This is a genomic window from Kribbella sp. NPDC006257 (assembly GCF_040613535.1).
In the GTDB taxonomy this organism is placed as follows: Bacteria; Actinomycetota; Actinomycetes; order Propionibacteriales; family Kribbellaceae; genus Kribbella.
Genome location: NZ_JBEXSJ010000025.1, coordinates 16,805 through 38,288, shown reverse-complemented (window position 1 = coordinate 38,288; position 21,484 = coordinate 16,805). Strand labels below are relative to the sequence as shown.

Sequence of the window (21,484 nt, the reverse complement as noted above, 5' to 3'; positions counted from 1 at the left end):
CGAGGTTTCAGCGGCCGCCGAGGCCGGTGACGAGCAGGCCGCGGACGAGGTGCTTCTGCAGCAGGATGACGAGCAGCACGGTCGGCAGCATCGCGAGCACGGACGCCGCCATCATCAGGTTCCACTGGGTGCCCTGCTGGCCGATGAACTGCGCCAGCCCGAGTGGCACCGTGCCCTTGCTCTCCACGCTGTTGGTGATGATCAAGGGCCACAGGAAGCTGCCCCAGAAGGAGATGAAGGTGAAGACGGTCAGTACTGCGAGGGCCGGCCTCGCCAGCGGCAGCATGATCCGGAAGAACGACCCGAACGGACCGCACCCGTCCACCCGGGCGGCCTCCTCGAGCTCCGCCGGGACGGTCAGGAAGAACTGCCGGAGCAGGAACGTACCGAACGCGGTGAAGGCCCACGGGAAGATCAAAGCCCAGTAGCTGTCGACCCACCCGAGGGTCTGCATCAGCCAGTACATCGGGACGATCAGCACCTCCTGCGGCACCATCAGGGTGCCGAGGAAGACCACGAACAGCTGATCGCGGCCCCAGAACCGCAACCGTGCGAACGCGTACGCCGACAGGCTCGAGGCAGCCAGTACCACCAGTGTTCCGACCACGGAGATGAACAAGCTGTTCAGGAAGTACCGGCCGAACGGGGCGAAGCTGAACGCATCCGCGTAGTTCTGCCAGCGGATCTCCGAGCCGAACAGGTGCGGCGTCGGGGTGAACACCTCGTCGGCCGGCTTGAGCGACGTCGATACGGCGTACAGCAAGGGACCGAGGAAGACGATCGCGATGATGATCAGCAGCGTGTGGGAGATCCCGCTGCGGACCTTGCGGGTCGTGCTGTTGGCATCAGACGTCATAGTGCACCCACTTCCGCTGGCCGAAGAACTGGACGGCGGTGATGGCCATGATGATGACGAACAGCACCCACCCGGCCGCTGCCGCGAGGCCCATGTTGAGGAACTGCCAGCCCTGGTTGTAGACGAACATGACGATCGTCTGGGTGGAAACGCCCGGACCGCCCTGGGTCAGGATGAACGGTTGCGCGAAGACCTGGAACGAGGTGATCAGGGTCATCGTGGTGGCGAAGAAGAGCGACGGGGTGATCATCGGCCAGACGATGTACCGGAACCGCTGGAAGGCACTGGCGCCGTCGATCTGCGCGGACTCCAGTTGCGACTGCGGCACCTGGTCGAGGGCGGCGGAGAAGACCAGGAAGTTGTAGCCGAAGCCCTGCCAGATCGACATCGCCACAACGGCCGGCATCGCCCAGCTGGAGGAGCCGAGGAAGTTCGGCGCGTCGATGCCGAACCAGCTCTGCAGCCCGCCGTCGATCAGCCCGCCCGGCTGGAACAGCAGCCGCCAGACCATCACGTTGGCCACCATCGGCGTCATCACCGGGATGAAGAACAGCACCCGGAACGCCTGCCGGCCCTTGATCTTCGGCCCGAGCCAGGTCGCCAGCCCGAGCGACACCACCACGTTGAGCGGCACGTAGAGCACCACGAACAGGGCCGTGTTGAGCACCACCCGGCGGAACACCGGGTCGTGCAGCAGATGGGAGTAGTTGCCGAGTCCGAGGAACTTGCGTTCACCGAACACGGGCCAGTCGGACAGGCTGATCCCCAGCGCCATCGCGGTCGGGAACAGCGTGAACACGGCCAGCCCGATCACACTCGGGGCGAGGAAGATTCCGGCGTACCGGCCGTCGCGGCGCAGCGCGGGCCGCCGCCCGGCCCGGAGGGTGCCGGGCGGAGCGACGGTCGTGACGTCCGCGGCGCCCATCAGGATCCCGCGCCTGCCTGGTCCTGGATGGTCTTCAGTGCCTGGTCGGGCGGGACCTCACCGTTCAGCGCCTGGGTCCCGAACCGGCCGAGCAGGTCGGCCACCTGGACCCAGTTCTTGGAGGTGACGAGCGGGACCGAGTTCTGCGACGCGTAGTCCAGCGTCTCTTTGGCGCCGTCGATCCCGGCAGCGGTGAACCAGGCGGGATGAGCGGCCGTGCGGGCCGGGTAGGCGCGACCGGCGGCAGCCAGCGTGCTCAACGGCTTCTCGCTCGTCATCGACATGATCGCCTGGAAGGCGGCGTCCGGGGTCTTGCAGGACCGGGAGATGCCGAAGCCCGAGCCGGCCGTGAAGGTCTTCGAGCCGTCCGGACCGGCCGGGATCGGCGCGATTCCGACCTTGAACTTAGCCTTGCCCTTGGTGTCGATCAGCGACCACGGCCCGTTCAGCTGCATCGCCGCCTTGCCGGAGACGAACTGGGTGGTCTCGAAATCGCCGTTGCCCGACGGCACCGGCGGGGCGATCTTGTCGGTGTGCACGAAGTCGGCGTAGGTCGCGAACCCCTGCTCGAACTTCGGGTCGGTGAGATTGAGCTTGCCGTCGGCAACAGGTTCCGCGCCGGTCAGGGTGCGCACCCACGACGTCACGCCCAGGTCGCCGGGAGTCGTCACCAGTCCGGTCTTGCCTGCTGCGGTGAGTTTCTTCGCGGCCGCCTTGAAGTCGTCCATCGTCCAGCCCGGCTTCGGCTCGGCCACGCCGGCCGCCGCGAACGCGTCGCGGTTGTAGAAGATCACCATCGGGCCCGAGTCGTAGGGGATCGCGATCTGCTTCCCGTCCACCTTCAGGCCGTCCATGATCGGCTTGTCGAAGTCCTCGGCCTTCAGCCCGTACTTCGTCATCAGGTCGTCCAGCGGGAGCATCGCGCTCGCGTACGACGCGGTCCGCAGGCTCTGCATGCCGATGATGCAGGGCGCCTTCCCGCCGGCCAGCAGGGTACCGATCTTCGACCAGTAGCTGTTCCAGTCGGCGCCCTGCAGTTTGACGGTGATCCCGGCGTGATCGGTGTGCGCCTGGTCGGCGACCTTCTGCCAGGCAGCCTGGTCCTCGGTCCCACCGACCCAGAACTGCCAGACCAGATCAGCCTTGTCCGCTGATCCCGATCCACCTCCTGAGTTCCCACCTCCGCAAGCGGAGAGGACTCCCAGCGCTAGTACGGCGGCGGCTGCGACGAGCCGTCGTCCTGCCCGTGTTCTGTTCATGATGACCTCCGCGGCGGCGTGTAGTCATCCGATCTTTAGATGCCTGCTGTGGAGGCGTCAAGGGCTCGCTGTTGTCGACATTGGCTTTGGTGTTGGGTTTACTGGATGAAGACATCCGATGTTTGCTCGGAGGTGAGGACATGCGGGTGACCGATGAGGCGATCAGCCGGATCAAGCAGATGATCGTCGCCGGTGAGCTGCGGCCGGGGGACCGGCTGCCGCGCGAACCCGACCTGGCGGCGCGTCTCGGGCTGTCCCGCAGTTCGCTCCGGGAGGCGGTCAAGGCGCTCGCGCTGATCCGGGTGCTGGACGTCCGGCAGGGCGACGGGACCTATGTGACGAGCCTCGATCCGACCCTGCTGCTGGAGACGATGGGCTTCGTTCTGGACTTACATCAAGACGCGTCGGTCCTGGAGTTCTTCGAGGTACGACGGATCCTCGAGCCGGCCGCCGCGGCCCGCGCGGCGATCCGGATGACCGACGACGAGATCGCCGTACTCCGGACGTTGCTCGACGAGCTCGGGCCGGAGCCGTCGGTGGAGGACCTGCTCGCCAACGACGTGGAGTTCCACCGGCTGATCGCGGTCGGCAGCGGCAACCGGGCGCTCGCCTCGATCGTCGACGGGCTACGCCAACAGACCTATCGGGCCCGGATCTGGCGTGGTCTGACCCAGTCCGACGCGGTCGCCCGGACGGTCGCCGAACATCGCGCGATCCTGGACGCGATCGCCGGCCGCGAACCCGACGTCGCCAAGTCCTGGGCGACCGTCCACATCGCCGGCGTCGAACGCTGGATCCAGGAAACCCTCACCCCCGAGGCGGCTGAAGCTCTACCAGCACCGCCCCCGGCATCGGCACCCGCACCGCCAGCCCCACCCCATCCCACTCCAACCCCTCACTAACCATCCCACTCCGCCGCCGCAATTCCTCCCACTCCTCCTCACCCGGCCAATCCCCAATCCCCATCCCCCGAACAACAGCTACCAGATCACCGGAGCCCAGGGCTCTCCCCGCCGCGGCTTCGGTCGCCACCGGATCGCCCGACTTCGGCGCTCCCGCGCCACCCTGGGTCGCCGCCGTGTCGGCGGGGCGCAGAGCGCCCTCAGCACCCGCCCCGCCAGCGGCCGGAGCTCCGCCCGCCCCCGTCCCGCCAGGGGCTCCGGGGGTCAGGTAGGTGGCGGTGGGTTGCCAGGTGGGGTTGATGTCGGGGAGTTCAAGGCGGATGGTGCGGGTGAGTTCGGGGGCGCCTTCGTACTTGGTTTGGTCCAAGGTGAGGTTCCAGAGGAGGACTGCGATGCGGTCGCGGTCGCGGGAGGCCCAGGCTTCGACCAAGCTGCCGGCTCCGTCACCGGTCAGTTGAACCGGAAGCTCGACCGGGCCGAGGCGATGCAACAGGGACAGGGCATGGAAGCGTGGTTTGGGGAGTCCGCCGACTGTTTGCAGGCCGAAGCCGCCATGGAGAAGGCGTGGCGGGCGACCGAGTTCCTCGAAGTGGTCGGAGGCAACCCAGTAGGACAGCGCGTCGACGCGACCAGCCGCCGACCGCATGCCCCGTAGTACGAACACCCCGGCGAAGACCGAGTCGTTGATCGGATTGAAGTGCGTCGGCGTCACACCCCACTCCGTCCACAGAATCCGCGCATCCCCGAATCCATGCCGCTCCAACGACGCCCGTACGTCGAGCGGCGCACTCCCATAGAGATGTGTCGACACGAAATCCACCGGTGACCCATTCGCCGCGGCATGCGCCAGCAGATCGTCGACCCAGCCGGCCGCCGCCGACGAAGGCCCACCTACCTTCAGCCGCTGATCGACCGCCTTCACCGCGGCAGTCGTCACGTCGTACAGGCGCATCCATTCGGCCTTGGTGCCGGACCAGAAGACCGCGAGGTTGGCCTCGTTCCACACCTCGAAGTCCCAGTTCACGACTTCGTCCAAGCCATACCGCAAGACCAGATGCTCCACCAGCGCCCGAACCAGGTCACCCCACGCCTCATAAGACCGAGGCGGCGAGATGATCGCGCCGTACTCGAAGACGGTCCTCGACGGATCGGCCGCCAACTCGCGCGGCATGAAACCGAGCTCGACCACCGGCCGCAACCCGATCTCCAACAACTTGTCGTAGATCGCGTCGACCACAGTGAAGTCGTAGCCCGTCTCGCCGAAGACACGGGTGTCGTCGTGGAAGATCGCGTGCGCCCGCACAGTCCGTACGCCGAGCTCGTCGTGCATCCGGCGCAGCGCTTGCTCCAACTCCATCCCGATCTCACGCCCGCCGCTAAGATCCTTGCAGAGCAGCTGACTGAGGCGCTCGCTCCCGACCATCGGCACCCACGGCCGTTGCAATTCGATGCCTTCAGCAACGGCATCGACAGTCACGGTGACCACCGGATCGATGCCATCAGCAACGAGCGGCACAGCTCCGACCATCTCACTCGCCCGGCCGGCTGCCGTCACCTCCGGCACACTCGCAACCGCATACCGGTACGCCGTACCGGGGGTGCCCGTGGTGTCGACGTACGGCGGGCCCGCTACCGCCAGGATGTCGCCACTGTGGTGGTCGACCGGCTCCAGCGGACCGTCCTCCGTCGCACGCAGGACCAGATAGCCGACCGCGCCCTCGACCGGCGACCAGTCGATCGTCACCTGCCCGATCCCGCCGACCGCCCGGACCTCCTTCGGTGGGTCGAGATCGGGGAAGGCGAACTCGCGCTGCTCGTCGCTGCGGATCGAGATCCGCGCGTCCCAGTCGGCTTTCGCGTCACGCATCAAGTTCTCCCAGATCGGTTGCTGACGTCCGAAGAAGCGGACAACACGTCCCTCCACTTCTTCGGACGCAACGGGTAGTCGGTGCTGGTCACTCGAGGCCGGCTGAGAATTCCTCCTGGGCGATCAGCGGCCGGATCCGGCGGGCCACCTCGGCGGTGCCGAAACTGCGCCGGATCAGGTCGTTGCCGAAAACGTTGCCGATAGCACCCATCACCATCGCCTGGTCCAGCGACAGGTAGCGTCTGGCGATCAGCCCCGACCGCACCGCGACCGAGTCGTAGAACCCGCCGGCGCCGTACGCGTGCAGGGTCTTCTCGATCCGGCTCAGGTTGTCGATCGCCTGCCTGGGCGCGTAGGACATCGCAAGGAACGCGGCGTGCGGGGTGACCACGCCGTCGCCGTACGCCGGGTTCGGGTTGGTGCCTTCGCGGCAGCCTTCGAAGCCGGCGTCGAAGTTCGTCCCCTCCAGGTCGGAAGGGTAGCCGCCCGGGTCCATCCCGATCGCCTCGACGCCGTAGACGGAGTACCCGCCCTTGGGGTTCGAGGCGGGGGAGAAGCCCCAGTAGCCGTACTTCGCGTCGTCCAGGCCGTGCTCGATCTGCGCGCGGACGGTGAGTGGGTGGTTGATGCCCCAACTGCGCGGTGCCCAGGTCGCCTCCGGGACGAACAGGTCCGGCATCAGCGACTCGAACATGTCGCCGCCCCACGAGGGGACCAGTCGCATGCCGCGGTACGAGTAGGAGCCCTCGAAGACGTCGATTCCGAGATATGTCCGGTGCACGCCCTTGGGCTTCTGCTCGACCCAGGACCAGTCGCAGCTGTCCGGGAAGGTCCGGTACGTCGCGAAGTACTGCGTGTGCGGGACCTGTCCGAGGGCGAAGCCGATGTACCCAGCGATCCGGGCTTCGGTGTTGCAGGTGTCGTAGTGGAACTTGCGGTAGTACACGTCGGGACCGGTGCCGGCGTGGTTGCCTTTGTCGGTCTCTTCGTCCGGTGGCGGAGTCTCGAAGAACCCGCCGCGCATCAGGCCGCCGGGCCGCGCCGCGGGGTTGTAGTAGTAGGCGAAGTTCATCTTGCCGAGCAAGGAATCCGCGAGTGCACGGGCCCGAGGCTCGGCGTTGCGGACCACCATCAGTGCGCAGGCGAACCAGGCGTTGTCGACGCTCGACACGAACGGCGTGATCGGCTTCGTCCCGTCCGGGTCGACGTACCGGACCTCGCCGGTGGCTTCGTCGTACCAGTTGAAGTACATGCCGCTCGGCTCGTGATGGTCGACGTTCTTCATGGTCGTGAGCGTCTGGGTGATCCGGCGGTACGACTCCTGCGGCGAGATGATGCCGAGGTGCTTGGCGACGACGGTGCTCCACAGGTAGCCGCCGATGTTGGTGGGGGAGGTGTAGCTGCTGCGCACCGGTGTGGTCACCGAGTCGCCGATGTTGTCGGCGGGCAGACCGGTGTGCTCGTCGGTCATCGCAACCAGGCTGCGCCAGGTGTCGCGAGCCCATCGGCCGACCAGCGCGCGATCCTGGCGACTCGGGCGCCAGTCGCCTTTGAGCAGCCGGCCGGGGTCGGCGTACTGGGTGGCCGGCGTACCGGCGTACGGGCGAGTGGCGTGGGCGGTGCTTGCGGCCGCGGTGCCGAGCAGTGCGGTGCCGGAAGCGGCTAGCAGGGTGCGTCGGCTGATGTTGGCGGTCATCTGAGCCTCCTTCTTTCAGGTCTTATTTCAGGCCGGTGATAGCGATGCCCTTGGTGACGTGGCGCTGGAAGACCAGGAAGATCACCAGCACCGGTACGACGACGACCACCGCGCCGGCCATCAACAGGCCGTAGTGCTGCGCGTTCTGTCCGGTCGAGTACAGGGCCAGGGCGACGGGCAGGGTGTATTTGTCCTCGGTCTGGGCAATCACCAGTGGCCACAAGAAGTTGTTCCAAGAGCCGAGGAAAGTCAGGATGCCGAGCGTGGCGAGGGCAGGCCGGGTCAGCGGCAGCATGATCCGGCCGAAGATGCCGAGCTCGCTGGTCCCGTCCACCCGGGCTGCATCCATCAGGTCGTCGGGCAGGCCGGCGAAGAACTGCCGCATCAGGAAGACCCCGAACGGCGACACCAGGAACGGCAGGATCAGGCCGGGATAGCTGTTGGCGAGGCCGGCGTTGGTGACGAGCACGAACAGCGGCACGAAGGTCACCATGCCGGGCACCATCAGCGTGCCCATCACCAGGATGAACAGCGGTGTCTTGCCCTTGAAGTTCAGTTTCGCCAGGGCATAGCCCAACATCGAGCAGAAGGTCAGGTTGCCCGCCGTGACGACGAGCGCGACCAGCGTGGAGTTGAGGAAGTAGCGCGGGAAGTTCGCCTTGCCGAACAGCTCGCTGTAGTTGCCCGACGTAGGTGCCTCAGGCAACCAGGTCGGCGGCACGCGGAGGAGTTCGCCATCGGTCTTGAAGGACCCGAGCAGCATCCAGACGAACGGTGCCGCGACCGCGACCAGCCCGAGCGCGGCGATCAGGTAGATCCACCAGCGACGCATCATTTCTCCCTCAGCAGCCGGAACTGGAGGAACGTCAGTACGGCGATGACGACGAACAGGATGTAGCTCATCGACGCGGCGAGCGAGTAGTTGCCGAAGCCGAACTGCTGGTAGGTGTACATCGACACCGAGAGCGTGCTGTTCAGCGGACCGCCCTGGGTCATCACGAACGGCTCCTCGAAGAACTGCAGGTAGCCGATCCCGGTGACCACGCTGGTGAACAGGATCGTTGGCCTGAGCAACGGAACGATCAGGTAGCGGAACCGCTTCCAGGCCGACGCTCCGTCGAGCTGACCCGCCTCCTCGACGGTCTGCGGGATGCCCTGCAGACCGGCGAGGAAGATGATCATCGCCGAGCCGAAGTTGCGCCAGACGGCCATCATGATCAGCGACGGCATCGCCCAGGTCTTCGACGCCAGCCAGTTGGGCCCGTCGATACCGACCCAGCCCAGCGCCGTGTTCAGCAGCCCCGAGTCAGGTGCCAGCACGAACCGCCAGATCACCGCGACCGCGACGATCGAGGTCACCACAGGCAGGTAGTAGCCGACCCGGAACAGGCTCTGGAACTTCTTCACACCCTTGTCCAGCAGCACCGCCGCGGCCAGCGCGACGACGAGCGTCAGCGGTACGCCGATCACCACGAAATAAGCCGTGTTGAAAGCCGCCTTGCGGAACGTCTCGTCGGACAGCGCCTTCACGTAGTTGTCGAAGCCGACCCCGTTCACGGCGAACGGCGTACGGAGGTCGCGTTGTTTCATGTCGGTGAAGCTCATCCCGAGCGACCCCAGCACCGGCCCGGCCGTGAAAGCCAGGAAAAGTACTGCGAACGGCAGCGCGAGGATCCACGCCGCAGCGGTCTGCCGGCCGACCGCTCCGGATCGCTTCGGGCTCGGACCGAGCTTGGGGTCGGGCCCGACCGCTTGCGCGGCCGGTCCCTTCAGCGTCGCTGAAGTCATCGCCGATCAGCCGCCAGTACCGATCGACGACGCCTTGGCCTGGATCGCCTTCGCCGTGTCGGCGGGGGACTGGCCGGTCTTGGCCATCTTCTCCACCTCGGTGTCGAAGGCGGTGGCGACCTGCTCCCAGTTCACGATCGCGGGCGGCGCCTTGGCGTCGTCCAGTTGCTTGCCGAACACCGGCAGCAGCGGGTCGCTGGAGATACTCGGGTCGTCCCAGGCGGCCTTCACGGCCGGCAGGTCGGCGGACAGCTTGAACCACTCGGTCTGCGTCTTCGCGTCGGACAGCCACTTCACCAGCTTCCAGGCGCTGTCCTTGTTCTTGCCGTTCTTGAAGACGACGAAGTTGCTGCCGCCGACGAACGAAGTGGCGGTCTTGTTCTTGGGCAGCATGAAGACGCCGATGTTCGGCTTGATCTTGTCGCCGCCGACCTTGGCGATCGACCCGGCCATCCACGGGCCGGAGATGAACATCGGCACCTGGCCGCTGACGAACTGCGCCTCGGTCTGGTTCGGCGGCAGGTCCGTACCGGCCAGCTTGTCGGTGAAGAAGCTCTGGTAGTACTTCAGCCCCTCCTGCATCTCAGGAGTGTCGAAGGTGAACTGCTTGTCGTCGTCGGTGGTGATACTCGCACCGGCCGACCACGCGAACGGCATCACCGTCTGCCAGGACCCGGTACCGCCCGGCTGCAGGTTGATCCCGTACTTCGCGCCCGCCTTCTCCTGCATCGCCTTGGCCATCGCCTTCAGCCCGTCCCAGTCGGTCGGCGGAGTGGTGATGCCGGCCTTCGCGGCCAGATCCTTGCGGTAGAAGACCAGCCGCGTCTCGACGTACCAGGGCACGCCGTACGACGTACCGCCCACCTTCGTGGTGTCCATCGCGCCGGGGAAGAAGCCGGTCGTGTCGATGCCGGCCGGCGTCGGGTCCAGCGCGCCGAGGTCGGCGAACTCGCCCATCCAGGTGGTGCCGACCATCGCGGCGTCCGGCAGCGACTGCGCCGTGATCGCGGTGGTGAACTTGTTGTGCGCGGCGTCCCACGGGATCGGCGTGACGGTCACCTTGACGCCTGGGTTGGCCTGCTCGAACTCCTTGGTCAGCTTGGGCAGGTTCTCGCCTTCGGTCCCCATCGCCCAGACGGTGAGGTTGCCTTTGGCCGGATCGCTGCCGACGCTACTCGTTGCCTGCGGCGCCGAATCCGTCTTGTCGGACGACCTGCCGCATCCGGTCAACGCGAGGGCCGTCGCCGTGAGGGCTGCACCGCCGATCACCAGACGTCGGTGGAGGGTCTTGCTGATCATCGTCTGTCTCCTCACTCGGTTACTGCTGTCTTCGCTTCCCCCGGTCCGGTACCGCAGCTGTCCCGCAGTACAAGTTCTGTCGCCAGTACGTCGTTCCGCGCCCGGCTCCGCTCCCCGGTCACCCGCTCGTGCAGCCGCTGCGCAGCCAACCGCCCCAACTCCGCCATCGGCTGCCGCACCGTCGTCAACCCCGGCGACACATACCGAGCCGCCATCACGTCATCCCACCCCGTCACAACAACCTCCCCCGGCACCCCAACCCCACCCACGCGCAACGTCTTGAGCGCCGCCAACGCCAACTCGTCATTCGCACAAACCAACCCATCCGGCTTTGTGGTTGCTCTTAGCAACTGCGTGGCGAAGGAGGTACCGGCTTCTTCTGTGAGGGGGACTCTTTCGGGTTGGTTGACGGGGAGGTTGTGGGCGCGGAGGGCGGCTGAATAGCCGGCGTACCGCTCGGATACGTCGTACGAGCTGGCTGGGTCTCCGACGAACAGCAGGTTGCGCCGTCCGTGGTCGAGCAACCTGCTCGTCAACCGTTCAGCGCTGGTCGCACTCTCGCTGCGTACCGAGTCGCACCCCTTGACCGGCGGATGCGCGACAAGCACGATCGGTACTCCGGCCCGGCGCAGCTCCTGCACCGCCGGCAGGTCGAGCGCGTTGCCATGGACAACAATCCCGTCCACCCTGCTCGCCAGGTCGCGCAGGCTGCGCTGTGGATCCGGGTTGCCGTGCGTGACCGTCAGGATCACGCTCTGACCGTGCTCAGCAGCCCACCGCTCGTAGCCCATCAGCAGATCGGAGTAGAACGGACCGGCCAGGTCGGGCAACACGAGCCCGTGCGCCTCATGCCGCTGCACCGCGAGACTCCGGGCGGCTCGCAGCGGCACGTAGTTCAGCTCGCGCGCTGCCTGGTCCACCCGTGCCTTCGCCTTCGCCGACACCGGCCCCGTCCCTTGCAGGACACGCGAAACCGTCGCGATCGACAGCTTCGCGAGCGCCGCGACATCGTAGATCGTCGCCGGCCTGCTGGTTCCGGATGCCATCGGGCGAGTACCTCCTGAGCGGCTGCTGATCTTGCTCCTGACCGGCGTCGGTCCGGCTGCTGACCGGCTTCGGTCCGGCTGTGGAGCGGCTTCGGTTCGGCTGCGGTTCGGCTCCTCGAGCGAAAGTGGAAGCGCTTACACTTTTCGACCCTGCCCTGTCCGCACCCCATCGGTCAAGGCCTCGGCCACCTTCATCACGCTCAGTGGTCCGCGCTGATCGCCAACCGCTGCGGGCCTCCGGCTCCCTCGATCTGCAACGATGACCCGGTGAGCACACACGGGTTGTCAGCGGAACGGGAGGACCGGCTCTGGCTGGTCCGGCACGGCGAGACCGAGTGGAGCAAGTCGGGACGGCATACGTCGACCACCGACCTGCCGCTGACCGCGGAAGGTGAGCGAATCGCCGCCTCGCTGAAGGAACGGCTCGCGGCCGAACAGTTCGACCTGGTACTGACCAGCCCGCGCCAACGCGCCCGGCGTACGGCGGAACTCGCAGGCTTCCCGGATGCCGAGGTCGACAACGATCTGGTCGAATGGGACTACGGGGACTACGAAGGCATCACCACCGCGGAGATCCGCAAGACCGTGCCTGGCTGGACAGTCTGGGCGAACCCCGTACCCAACGGCGAAACGCCCGCCCAGGTAGCCGCCCGCCTGGACCGCGTCAACGCCCGCATCGCCGCGGTCGACGGCGACGTCCTGGTCTTCGGGCACTCCCACGCCCTCCGCGCCCTCACCGCCCGCTGGCTAGAACTGGACGTCACCGAAGGCCGCCACTTCGTCCTCAACACAGCCACCATCTCAGTCCTAGGCTGGGAACGAGGCTCCCCCGTAATCCACCACTGGAACAGCTGAACCCACCCCGCCCTGCCTTCGCCCGGCGCCCCAGCTGCGGCGCTCCTCCATCGCACCGCACGCTGCCTCGCCCGGGAAACGGTTGCCTTCGGACCGGCTTTGCCATCTTGGTGCACAACCTGAGCGATTGGCTGAGCTGAAAGTACTCAAGTCGTGCACAAAGCCGTGTTCAGGGCGCCTACTGGGTGATGAGGTCGATCAGGATGTCGATTCTGTCTTCGTGGTAGGCGGGGCGGAGGCGGTGGCCTTGGGTGAGGGTGGCTAGGCCGTGCAGGGAGCTCCAGAAGAGTTCGGTGAGGGCTTCGTGTTCGGCGCCGGCGAAGGGTTCGGTGGCTTGGTGGAAGGCTTCGAAGGCGGCGCGTAGGGGAGCGGGGGTTTCGTTGGTGCCGAAGGTGAGGTCGGTACGGCGGACGAACATCGCGTCGTACAGGGCCGGGTGCTCGGCGGCGAACCCGAGGTAGGTGCGGGCGATTCGCCGGAGTGCGTCGGGCGGAGAGGCTGCGCCCGAGAGGGCTTCTCGTAGTACGGCGGCTAGTTCCTCGAAACCTTCCAGGGCGACCGTGGCTGCGATGGCGTCCATGTTCTTGAAGTGGCTGTAGAGGACGGGCTGGCTGTACTCCACCTTCTCGGCCAGCTTGCGCGTGGTGACCGCGTCCCAGCCCTCCGCCTCGGCCAGCTCTCGCGCTGCGCCGACGATCAGCCGGCCGCGCTCGGCCCGTTCCCGCTCTTTCCGTGACTCCACCATGGTCCGAATCTAGCAGCGCTAGACAATCTAGCGCTAGTTGGGCTAGCGTTGATCGAAATACTAGCAACGCTAGAAATTGGAGCTGATGATGTCCCTGCGTCGTTTCACCACTGTCCTGACCGTCGCCCTCGCGCTCTTCCCGATGTCGTTCGGTCTGCAATACATCTTCGACGGGGCCGGTGCCGCGAGGAATTTCGGGATCGACCCCTGGCCGACCGGCATTGCAGCGGGCTACTTCCCCGTCAAGGGGGTTCGTGACCTGGCCCTCGGCGTAGTCCTGCTGGTGCTGTTCGTCGCCGGCGAGCGACGCGCGACCGGCATCGCGATGGCGATCGTCACCCTCATCCCGATCGTCGACATGATCACCGTTCTCACGCACGACGGCTCGATCGCGGCCGCCCTCGGCATCCACGGCCTCACAGCACTCGTCGTCGCTGCCGACGCTTTCCTACTCCTCCGCCTGTACGGCGCGCGCAAGCAGCCGCTGAACTCGGCCGACTCGACTCAGTTGGTTGGCGACCCCTCCTAGAGAGCGGGTCGAGCGGCAGCGGCTGCTGGAGACCGCGAGGGGCGGGCGTCCGTCGATCGCGCAGTACTCGCGGAACCCGAGCCTGGCGTACACGGATCGCCCAGCAGGCGAAGACCCCAGCTCCCCATCACCAACTGCCAACCACCGACTAGCCAGCTGGCCAGGCAGCCCCGACCGCTAGAGATCGTCAGCCGGGTAGGGCGTTCCATTGGGCGAGGGTGGAGGCGAGGAGGGTGGCGGTGGGGAGGTTTTCGAACTCCTCGCGGTTGACGAACTTGGCGTCCGTGGCGTCGTCGCCTGCTGTCAGGAGGCCGCCGACGGGGACCGCCTGGTAGTCGCGGATCACGTAGAGCTTGCCGTTCGGGGCCTCGCGTTCGACCTCGCCGACGAAGGAGCCGACCTCGACCTCGAGGCCCGTTTCCTCGGCGACTTCGCGGGTCAGCGCCGTCGGATCGTCCTCGCCCGGTTCGATCCGGCCGCCGGGGAGCGACCAGAGCCCGCGACCCGGCTCGTTGGCTCGCTGGACGACCAGCAACCGATGCTGTTCGTCGTACACGAGAGCCCCGACACACTCGACGCGCTGCTCTGCCATGTGGAGAACCATAAGAGCAGAGAGCGGACACGGATAGCATCACTGCTGACAGTTGTCCAGAGAAGGGATCCCGATCGCTCGTGCGTATCGACCTGCACACCCATTCGAACCGCTCGGACGGCACCGACCCGGTCGACGTCCTGATCGCGCGCGCGAAGCGGGACGGCCTGGACGTGATCGCGCTCACCGATCACGACACGGCCGACGGCTGGGCCGAGGGTCGCCGGGCTGCCGAGGACCTCGCGGTCGGTTTCGTCCCCGGGATCGAGATCTCCTGCAAGCTGAACGGGATCAGCGTCCACCTGCTGGGGTACCTGCTCGACCCGTCGTACGAGCCGCTCGCCCAGGAGCTGTCCACGGTCCGCAACGGCCGCACCGACCGGATCCCCTCGATCGTGGCCCGGATCAACGCGCTCGGCGTGGACCTCACCGTCGACGAGGTGCTGGCCCAAGCCACCGGTACGCCGTCCGTCGGCCGGCCGCATGTCGCCGACGCACTCGTCGCCAGGGGCACGGTCGCCGACCGCGGCGAGGCGTTCGACCGGTTCCTCGCCGACGGCCGGCCGGGCCACGTCTCGCATTACGCGATCGACCCCGGCCGCGCGATCGACCTGGTGCGCGAGGCCGGCGGGGTCCCGATCATCGCGCATCCGTGGGGCCGCTCCAGCCACAAGGTGATCACCGAGGAGACGATCGCGCAGTTCGTCGCCGAGCACGGCCTGGCCGGGATCGAGGTCGACCACCAGGACCACTCACCCGCATCCCGTACGGCGCTGCGCCGGATCGCCGAGAACCTCGGCATCATCTACACCGGCTCCAGCGATCACCACGGCGCCGGCAAGATCGACCACGAACTGGGTGTGAACAGCACCGAGCCGGAGCAGTTCGAGAAGCTGCTCGACGTCGCCAAGGCGAATGCTGCAGCGAGTAGCGCGACGGTTCCCGAGGCCTACCTACCGTGAACAGCGTCGTCAACCTCTCCTTGCTCAGCTCGGTCTTCGTCACGCTGTTCGTGATCATGGACCCGCCGGGCACCGTGCCGGTCTTCATCTCGCTCACGGCCGGCCAGTCCCGCGCGGTCCGGAAGAAGGCCGCCTGGCAGGCCGTGCTGGTCGCGTTCGGCGTGATCGTCGTGTTCGCGGCCTTCGGCCAGCAGATCCTGAGCCACCTCGGCATCACCCTCCCGGCCCTGCAGTGCGCGGGCGGCCTGCTGCTCCTACTGATCGCGTTGCAGCTGCTGACCGATACCGCCGAGGACCCGGTCCAGACGAAGAACGTGAACATCGCCTTCGTCCCACTCGGTACGCCGTTGCTCGCCGGCCCGGGTGCGATCGTCGCCACCATGGTGTTCGTGCAGCGGGCGGACGGGAAGTTCGCCGATGTGGTCGCGATCGCGGTCGGCATCGTGCTGATCCACCTGGTGATGTGGCTGACGCTGCGCTTCTCCGGCGTGATCATGCGGATCCTCGGCGAGAACGGCGTCCTGCTGGTCACCCGGATCGCCGGTCTGCTGCTGAGCGCGATCGCCGTCCAGCTGGTCGCCGACGCCGTCACCGACTTCATCCATGCCAGTTGACGGCGGGCTGACCGGACCGATCAATGCCGACACGCCGGGGAACAACGGACCGATGAACGACATGCTGCCGGGGATGCCGACCAGGTTGTTTGTGGCGACGCCTACCAAGTTGCTGAACTTCGCCGACTGCAAGCGGAAGTATCGCTATACGTACCTGGAGACGCCGCGGCCGCCGAAAGGGCCGCCGTGGGCGCACAACACGGTCGGCGCGATCGTCCACGAAGTACTGGCCGAGTTCTGGCGCTGGCCGGCCTCCCGGCGTACGGGCGTGGAGGCGGTGAACAAGGTCAGGTCGAGCTGGCGGAACGAAGGGTTCCGCGATCTGGACCAGTCGGCGGTCTGGCGGGAGCGCTCCGCGGACATGGTCGCCACCTACCTGCACAACGCCGATCCGTACTTCGAGCCGCGCGGCGTCGAGCGCACGGTGGCGTTCACCACCGAGCGGGCCAGCTTGCGCGGCCGGGTGGACCGGATCGACGAGCGGCCGGCCCGGGACGGCAGCGGCGGGACCGAGCTGGCGATCGTCGACTACAAGACCGGGCGCCGGCCGTTGACCAGCACGGATGCGCGGTCGTCGCTGGCGATGGCGCTGTACGTGCTCGGCGCGCGGCGGGTGCTGCACCGGCCGTGTACGCGGGTCGAGCTGCATCATCTGCCGACGAACACGATCGCGGTCGCCGATCACGACGACCAGTCGCTCGCCCGGCACCAGCGGCGGGCGGAGTCGATCGCCGACGACGCTGCCGCGGCCGAGGCGAAATGGCATGCCGGTCTGACTCCCGCCGAGGCCGACGAGATCTTCCCGCCCGAGCCGTCACCGCTCTGCGGCTGGTGCGACTTCGCCAGAATCTGTCCGCAAGGCCGCCGGGTCGCCCCGCCCCGCGACCCCTGGGCCGCCCTCGACGAAACCGACGCCATCCCCGCCCCGGAAGTCGCCGAAGCCGGCTGAAGAAGTCCTCAACCAGCACCCCCTGCCGGCGCTGCGCCCGCGCGCTCGCTGGGCTCGTGTCCGTCGGCTGAGATTCGCGTGTCAGCGGGATGTGCGCGGCGTGCCAGCGGGGGAGGTGAAGCTGAGGTCACCGAAGCAGAAAGGTGACCTGGATGACCACGAAGACACTCCACCAGGTGTCCGTCCCCGGTGCGACCCTGCACTGCGAGGTCAGCGGCAGGGGGCCTGTTCTGCTGCTCATCTCAGGTGGTGGCACCGACGCCGCCGCGTACGACGGTGTCCGCCCGCAACTGGCCGAGCACTACACCGTCATCAGCTACGACCCGCGCGGCTGTTCGCGCAGCCCGTACGCCGGTACGCCGACCGACGAATGCGTGGACCAATCGGCTGAGGACGCGCTGGCCATCCTCGATGCGCTCGGTGCCGTCGAACCGGCGTACGTGTTCGGTAGTAGCTCCGGCGCGATCACCGGCATGGAGCTCCTCGTCCGGCACCCGGACCGGGTCCGGCTGCTGATCGCGCACGAACCGCCGGCGGTCGAACTGTTGCCCGATGCAACCTCTGCGCGGGAGTTCTTCCTGCAGGTCTACGAGACCTATCGCGAGGGTGGCCGGGCCGCCGCGGACCAGCTGTTCTTCGGCGGGATCGGGATCGGCACGGCGGACGCGTTGCCGGCGCTGGAGGACCTACCGCCGGAGTACCGCGAAGTGGTGGAACGGATGATCGCCAACAGCGACGTGTTTTACGAGCACAAGCTGCTGCCCTTCACCAGCTACCGTCCGGACGTCGCAGCCCTGGCCGAGCTCGAGGACAAGATCGTCGCCGCGGTCGGCAGCGAGTCCTCGAAGGTTTTGCCGGCCGAACCGATCATCGCGCTGGCCGACCGGCTCGGCTGGGACGTCGTCGCGTTCCCCGGTGGGCACGGCGGCTACAGCAGTGACCCGTACGAGTTCGCCACCCTGCTGCTGCGGGTCCTGGCGGGAAAGGTGGCGTGATGTCCGCCAAGACCCTGAACAAACTGGCCGTGCCCGGCGCGACCCTGCACTACGAGGTGACCGGCTCCGGCCCGGTCCTGCTGCTGATCGCCGACGGCGGCTCGGACGCGGGCGCGTTCGACTCGATCGTCGGCCCGCTCGCCGCGGAGTACACGGTGGTCGCCTACGATCCGCGCGGCAACTCCCGCAGCCCGTACGCCGGGCAGCCGGTCGACGAGCAGGTGGAGACCTCGTCGGCCGATGCCCTGGCCCTGATCGACCTGCTCTCCCCGGACCGGCCCGCGTTCGTCTTCGGCACCGGCACCGGCGCGATCACCGGGCTGGACCTGATCACCCGGTACCCGGAGCGGGTCCGGATGCTCGTCACGCACGAGCCGCCCGCGGTCGAGTTGCTCGCCGAGGCGAAGGACTCGCGCGCGTTCTTCGAGGAGGTCTTCGAGACCTTCCGGCACGACGGGGTGCCGATGGCGCAACTGCTGTACGCCGGTGGGACCGGGCTCGACGAGGACGACCTGCCCGCGCCGGAGGACCTCCGCCCGGAGTACCGGGAACTGCTCGACCGGACGGAGGCGAACGCCGCCAACTTCTTCGCGCACAAGATGTTGCCGTTCACCCGCTACCGCCCGGACCTGATCGCGCTCAAGGCGGTCGCGGACAACGTCGTACCGGCCGCCGGGGTGGACGCTGCCCGGCATCTGCCCGCGCAACCGGTGGTGGTGCTGTCCGATGTGATCGGCTGGCCGGTGGTCGCCTTTCCTGGTGGGCACAACGGCTATGCCAGCCACCCGGCTCAGTTCGCCGACCTGCTCGCCCGGGTGCTGGAGGCGGAGATCAGTTAACCGAGTTGACGCCCGGCCGGGCCGCGAAGTAGCGTCTCATCTCTTCCCTTGACAACGGCATGTTCAGCATGCTGACACAGTGGTGTCCGAACCCCCGGGTCCTGACGGATCCGGGGCAGTTCTGTGTGCCGCTGGGCTGCCGGACACCACCTCGGAGTAGAGAGGAGGTACGGCGTGGGGGTCTATTGGGCGATCGCGGTGCGGTCGTTCAGGCGGTTCTCGACCTACCGGATCGCCACCGTGTCCGGTGCGTTCACCAATACCGTGTTCGGTTTCATCTTCTGTGGGGTCTATCTGACCCTGTGGCACACCTCCCCGGGACTCGGCGGGTACGACGTGTCGGACGCGCTCACCTTCGTCTGGCTGCAGCAGGGGCTGCTGGCGCCGATCGGGATCTTCGGCGCCACCACCACGATGGAACTCGGCGAGCGGGTCCGGACCGGCGAGATCGCGGTCGACCTGTACCGGCCGACCCACCTGATGATCTGGTGGCTGTCGGTCGACGCGGGCCGGGCCTGGTTCCAGCTGCTGACCCGTGGTGGCGCGCCGTTGCTGGTCGGAGCGCTGGTGTTCGACCTGAACTTCCCGTCGTCGGCGATCCAATGGCTGGCGGTCTTCGTCACGCTGGCGTTCGGCATCCTGGTGAGTTTCGGCGTCCGGTACCTGGTCGCGCTGTCGGGTTTCTGGATCACCGACTCCCGCGGGCTGGAGGGCCTGGCGATGGTGCTGTCGCTGTTCTTCTCCGGCACGATCCTGCCGCTGGTGGTGTTCCCGGGCTGGATCGGTGAGGTCGCCCGGGCGACTCCGTGGGCGGCGACGCTGCAGGTGCCGATCGACGTCTGGCTGGACCGCAACCCGGGCGGCATCACGTCCGCGCTGCTGTTCCAGCTGTTCTGGATCGTGGTGCTGTTCCTGGTCGGTCGCCTGGTGACCGTGCTGGCGACCCGGAAGGTGGTGATCGCCGGTGGTTGAGTTGCTGCGACGCGCGCCCGCGCAGTACTGGATGCTGGTGACGATGTGGATCCGGTCGTCGCTGGCGTACCCGGCGTCGTTCGTGTTGATGCTGGTGAGCCAGGCGCTGATCACCGGGACCGACTTCATCGCCGTGCTGCTGATGTTCAGTCACATCAAGTCCTTCGGCGGATTCAGCCTGGCCGAGATGGCGTTGCTCTACGGCACGGCGTCGATGACACTCGGCCTGGCCGACCTGTTCACCGGTTCGATCGAGCGGATCGGGCAGCGGATCCGCGGTGGCGATCTCGACGTCTGGCTGATCCGCCCGGTGCCGGCCTTCCTGCAGGCCGTCACGGACAACTTCGCCCTGCGCCGGCTCGGCCGTCCGCTGCAGGCGCTGCTGGTGATGGTGGTTGCCCTCGGCAATCTTCAGATCGGCTGGACGGTGCCGAAGGTGGGGCTGCTGGCGATCTCGCTGATCAGCGGGTCGATCATCTTCGCGGCGATCTTCGTGCTCGGTGCCGCCTTCCAGTTCGTCTCGATCGACTCGGCCGAGCTGGCCAATTCCTTCACCTACGGCGGTCAGCAGCTCACCCAGTACCCGCTGTCGATCTTCGGCAGGAACATCGTCCGGGCGGTCACCTTCGTGGTCCCGCTGGCCTTCGTCAACTACTACCCGGTGCTGTACGTGCTGGGCAAGCCGGCGCCGCTCGGGCTGCCGGCCTGGATCGGCCTGCTCGCGCCGGCCGTCGCCGTCGTCATGATCGCGCTGGCGGCGCTCGCCTGGCGCGGTGGCCTGCGTCGCTATCGAAGTACTGGGAGCTGAATGTGAGCGTCATCGAACTCCAGAACGTGTCCCGCGCCTTCACGGTGTCGAGCCGGACCGGGCTGCGGCGGACCCGGCGTGAGGTCCGTGCGGTGGACGGACTGTCGTTCACCGTCGAACCCGGCGAGGTGATGGGCTACATCGGCCCGAACGGGGCCGGCAAGTCCACCACGATCAAGATGCTGACCGGCATCCTGGTGCCGACCGGCGGCTCGATCCGGGTGGCCGGCGTGGACCCGTCGCGGAACCGGATGAAGCTGGCCAAGCGGATCGGCGTCGTCTTCGGCCAGCGGACCACGCTGTGGTGGGACCTGCCGCTGAAGGACTCGTTCGCGGTGCTGCAGAAGATGTACGGCGTACCGAAGGACCGGCATGCGCAGAACCTGGCCACCTTCGTCGAACTGCTCGACCTCGGCGACCTGCTCGACGTACCGGTCCGGCAGTTGTCGCTCGGGCAGCGGATGCGCGGCGACATCGCGGCCGCGCTGCTGCACGACCCGGAGATCGTCTACCTGGACGAACCGACGATCGGGCTCGACATCATCAGCAAGGCCCGGTTGCGCGAATTCCTTGCCCAGGTCAACAAGGACCGCGGTACGACGATCATCCTGACCACCCACGACCTCGACGACATCGAGGCGCTCTGCTCGCGGGTGATGGTGATCGACCACGGGCGCCAGGTGTACGACGGCACCCTGTCCGGTCTCCGCGCGAGCCAGTCGGCGCCGCGCACGCTGGTGGTCGACCTCGCCTCGTCGCTGCCACCCATCACGGTCGACGGCGCCACCGTCACCAAGGTCGACGGGCCCCGCCAGTACCTTTCCTTCCCCACCACCAGCTCGGCCGCACCCCTGGTCGCCCAGATCGCCGCCGCCTACCCCCTGGTCGACCTCTCGGTCGCCGAACCCGACATCGAGTCCATCATCGCCCGCCTCTACCTGGCTCCGAGTCCCTCGGCAGGCGCATGACCTGCTGGTCGTGTTCTC

At 67.3% G+C, this 21,484-nt stretch carries 22 protein-coding genes; 11 read left to right on the top strand and 11 right to left on the bottom strand.

What is annotated here, in order from left to right; all coding sequences use genetic code 11:
* Positions 1-7: 7 nt before the first annotated feature.
* Genes ABZ004_RS27015 through ABZ004_RS27005 form a run of 3 tightly spaced genes read right to left on the bottom strand, consistent with a single transcriptional unit; the run spans position 8 to position 3,040 of the window.
* A complete protein-coding gene (locus tag ABZ004_RS27015) occupies positions 8-856 on the bottom strand; it encodes a carbohydrate ABC transporter permease (protein WP_355683857.1) in 849 nt (282 codons plus the stop codon).
* Entirely contained in the window at positions 846-1,781 is a 936-nt protein-coding gene (locus ABZ004_RS27010) for a sugar ABC transporter permease (RefSeq protein WP_355683856.1), read from the bottom strand. The genes ABZ004_RS27015 and ABZ004_RS27010 overlap by 11 nt, the downstream gene beginning before the upstream one ends.
* Entirely contained in the window at positions 1,781-3,040 is a 1,260-nt protein-coding gene (locus ABZ004_RS27005; RefSeq protein ID WP_355683855.1) for a sugar ABC transporter substrate-binding protein, read from the bottom strand. The genes ABZ004_RS27010 and ABZ004_RS27005 overlap by 1 nt, the downstream gene beginning before the upstream one ends.
* A 140-nt stretch (positions 3,041-3,180) precedes the next feature.
* On the opposite strand from ABZ004_RS27005, the gene ABZ004_RS27000 reads away from it, so the two are divergent.
* Positions 3,181-3,942 carry a FadR/GntR family transcriptional regulator gene (locus ABZ004_RS27000; protein WP_355683854.1) on the top strand — a complete coding sequence of 254 codons (762 nt, stop codon included), beginning with the start codon at positions 3,181-3,183 and terminating at the stop codon, positions 3,940-3,942.
* Here ABZ004_RS27000 and ABZ004_RS26995 read toward each other — a convergent pair.
* From ABZ004_RS26995 to ABZ004_RS26970, 6 genes are all read right to left on the bottom strand, one after another.
* On the bottom strand, positions 3,848-5,809 hold the full coding sequence (locus ABZ004_RS26995) for a xylan 1,4-beta-xylosidase (protein ID WP_355683853.1): 1,962 nt from the start codon (positions 5,807-5,809) through the stop codon (positions 3,848-3,850). The genes ABZ004_RS27000 and ABZ004_RS26995 overlap by 95 nt on opposite strands.
* Before the next feature lie 88 nt (positions 5,810-5,897).
* Positions 5,898-7,505, bottom strand: coding sequence for a glucoamylase family protein (locus tag ABZ004_RS26990; RefSeq protein ID WP_355683852.1), 1,608 nt, complete (start codon positions 7,503-7,505; stop codon positions 5,898-5,900).
* Between the two features lie 22 nt (positions 7,506-7,527).
* A complete protein-coding gene (locus ABZ004_RS26985) occupies positions 7,528-8,337 on the bottom strand; it encodes a carbohydrate ABC transporter permease (RefSeq protein WP_355683851.1) in 810 nt (269 codons plus the stop codon).
* Positions 8,337-9,293 (bottom strand): sugar ABC transporter permease, encoded by a 957-nt coding sequence (locus ABZ004_RS26980; RefSeq protein WP_355683850.1) that lies wholly within the window; start codon positions 9,291-9,293, stop codon positions 8,337-8,339. The genes ABZ004_RS26985 and ABZ004_RS26980 overlap by 1 nt, the downstream gene beginning before the upstream one ends.
* Positions 9,294-9,299: 6 nt before the next feature.
* The gene (locus tag ABZ004_RS26975) at positions 9,300-10,592 is read right to left on the bottom strand and encodes a sugar ABC transporter substrate-binding protein (RefSeq protein ID WP_355683849.1); all 1,293 of its coding nucleotides are present in this window, start codon (positions 10,590-10,592) and stop codon (positions 9,300-9,302) included.
* Positions 10,593-10,603: 11 nt separating this feature from the next.
* Complete coding sequence (locus ABZ004_RS26970; RefSeq protein ID WP_355683848.1) at positions 10,604-11,638, bottom strand: LacI family DNA-binding transcriptional regulator; 1,035 nt, start codon at positions 11,636-11,638, stop codon at positions 10,604-10,606.
* A 267-nt stretch (positions 11,639-11,905) separates the two neighbouring features.
* Between ABZ004_RS26970 and ABZ004_RS26965 the strand changes: the two genes are divergently transcribed.
* The gene (locus ABZ004_RS26965; protein ID WP_355683847.1) at positions 11,906-12,493 is read left to right on the top strand and encodes a histidine phosphatase family protein; all 588 of its coding nucleotides are present in this window, start codon (positions 11,906-11,908) and stop codon (positions 12,491-12,493) included.
* 178 nt (positions 12,494-12,671) lie between these two features.
* Here the strand turns inward: ABZ004_RS26965 and ABZ004_RS26960 are convergent, their stop codons facing one another.
* Positions 12,672-13,238 carry a TetR/AcrR family transcriptional regulator gene (locus tag ABZ004_RS26960; RefSeq protein WP_355683846.1) on the bottom strand — a complete coding sequence of 189 codons (567 nt, stop codon included), beginning with the start codon at positions 13,236-13,238 and terminating at the stop codon, positions 12,672-12,674.
* Between the two features lie 88 nt (positions 13,239-13,326).
* Between ABZ004_RS26960 and ABZ004_RS26955 the strand changes: the two genes are divergently transcribed.
* On the top strand, positions 13,327-13,767 hold the full coding sequence (locus ABZ004_RS26955; protein ID WP_355683845.1) for a DUF4267 domain-containing protein: 441 nt from the start codon (positions 13,327-13,329) through the stop codon (positions 13,765-13,767).
* Between the two features lie 187 nt (positions 13,768-13,954).
* Here the strand turns inward: ABZ004_RS26955 and ABZ004_RS26950 are convergent, their stop codons facing one another.
* Positions 13,955-14,359, bottom strand: a complete 405-nt coding sequence (locus ABZ004_RS26950) for an NUDIX domain-containing protein (protein ID WP_355683844.1) — start codon at positions 14,357-14,359, stop codon at positions 13,955-13,957.
* 80 nt (positions 14,360-14,439) lie between these two features.
* On the opposite strand from ABZ004_RS26950, the gene ABZ004_RS26945 reads away from it, so the two are divergent.
* From ABZ004_RS26945 to ABZ004_RS26910, 8 genes are all read left to right on the top strand, one after another.
* Positions 14,440-15,321, top strand: a complete 882-nt coding sequence (locus ABZ004_RS26945) for a PHP domain-containing protein (RefSeq protein WP_355683843.1) — start codon at positions 14,440-14,442, stop codon at positions 15,319-15,321.
* A complete protein-coding gene (locus ABZ004_RS26940) occupies positions 15,318-15,935 on the top strand; it encodes a MarC family protein (RefSeq protein ID WP_355683842.1) in 618 nt (205 codons plus the stop codon). The genes ABZ004_RS26945 and ABZ004_RS26940 overlap by 4 nt, the downstream gene beginning before the upstream one ends.
* Positions 15,925-16,884, top strand: coding sequence for a PD-(D/E)XK nuclease family protein (locus ABZ004_RS26935; protein WP_355683841.1), 960 nt, complete (start codon positions 15,925-15,927; stop codon positions 16,882-16,884). The genes ABZ004_RS26940 and ABZ004_RS26935 overlap by 11 nt, the downstream gene beginning before the upstream one ends.
* A 152-nt stretch (positions 16,885-17,036) precedes the next feature.
* The gene (locus ABZ004_RS26930) at positions 17,037-17,879 is read left to right on the top strand and encodes an alpha/beta hydrolase (RefSeq protein WP_355683840.1); all 843 of its coding nucleotides are present in this window, start codon (positions 17,037-17,039) and stop codon (positions 17,877-17,879) included.
* Positions 17,879-18,718 (top strand): alpha/beta hydrolase, encoded by an 840-nt coding sequence (locus ABZ004_RS26925; protein ID WP_355683839.1) that lies wholly within the window; start codon positions 17,879-17,881, stop codon positions 18,716-18,718. The genes ABZ004_RS26930 and ABZ004_RS26925 overlap by 1 nt, the downstream gene beginning before the upstream one ends.
* A 174-nt stretch (positions 18,719-18,892) precedes the next feature.
* Positions 18,893-19,690 carry an ABC-2 family transporter protein gene (locus tag ABZ004_RS26920; RefSeq protein WP_355683838.1) on the top strand — a complete coding sequence of 266 codons (798 nt, stop codon included), beginning with the start codon at positions 18,893-18,895 and terminating at the stop codon, positions 19,688-19,690.
* Positions 19,683-20,498 carry an ABC transporter permease gene (locus ABZ004_RS26915; RefSeq protein WP_355683837.1) on the top strand — a complete coding sequence of 272 codons (816 nt, stop codon included), beginning with the start codon at positions 19,683-19,685 and terminating at the stop codon, positions 20,496-20,498. The genes ABZ004_RS26920 and ABZ004_RS26915 overlap by 8 nt, the downstream gene beginning before the upstream one ends.
* A 2-nt stretch (positions 20,499-20,500) precedes the next feature.
* Complete coding sequence (locus ABZ004_RS26910) at positions 20,501-21,466, top strand: ATP-binding cassette domain-containing protein (RefSeq protein ID WP_355683836.1); 966 nt, start codon at positions 20,501-20,503, stop codon at positions 21,464-21,466.
* Positions 21,467-21,484 lie beyond the last annotated feature (18 nt).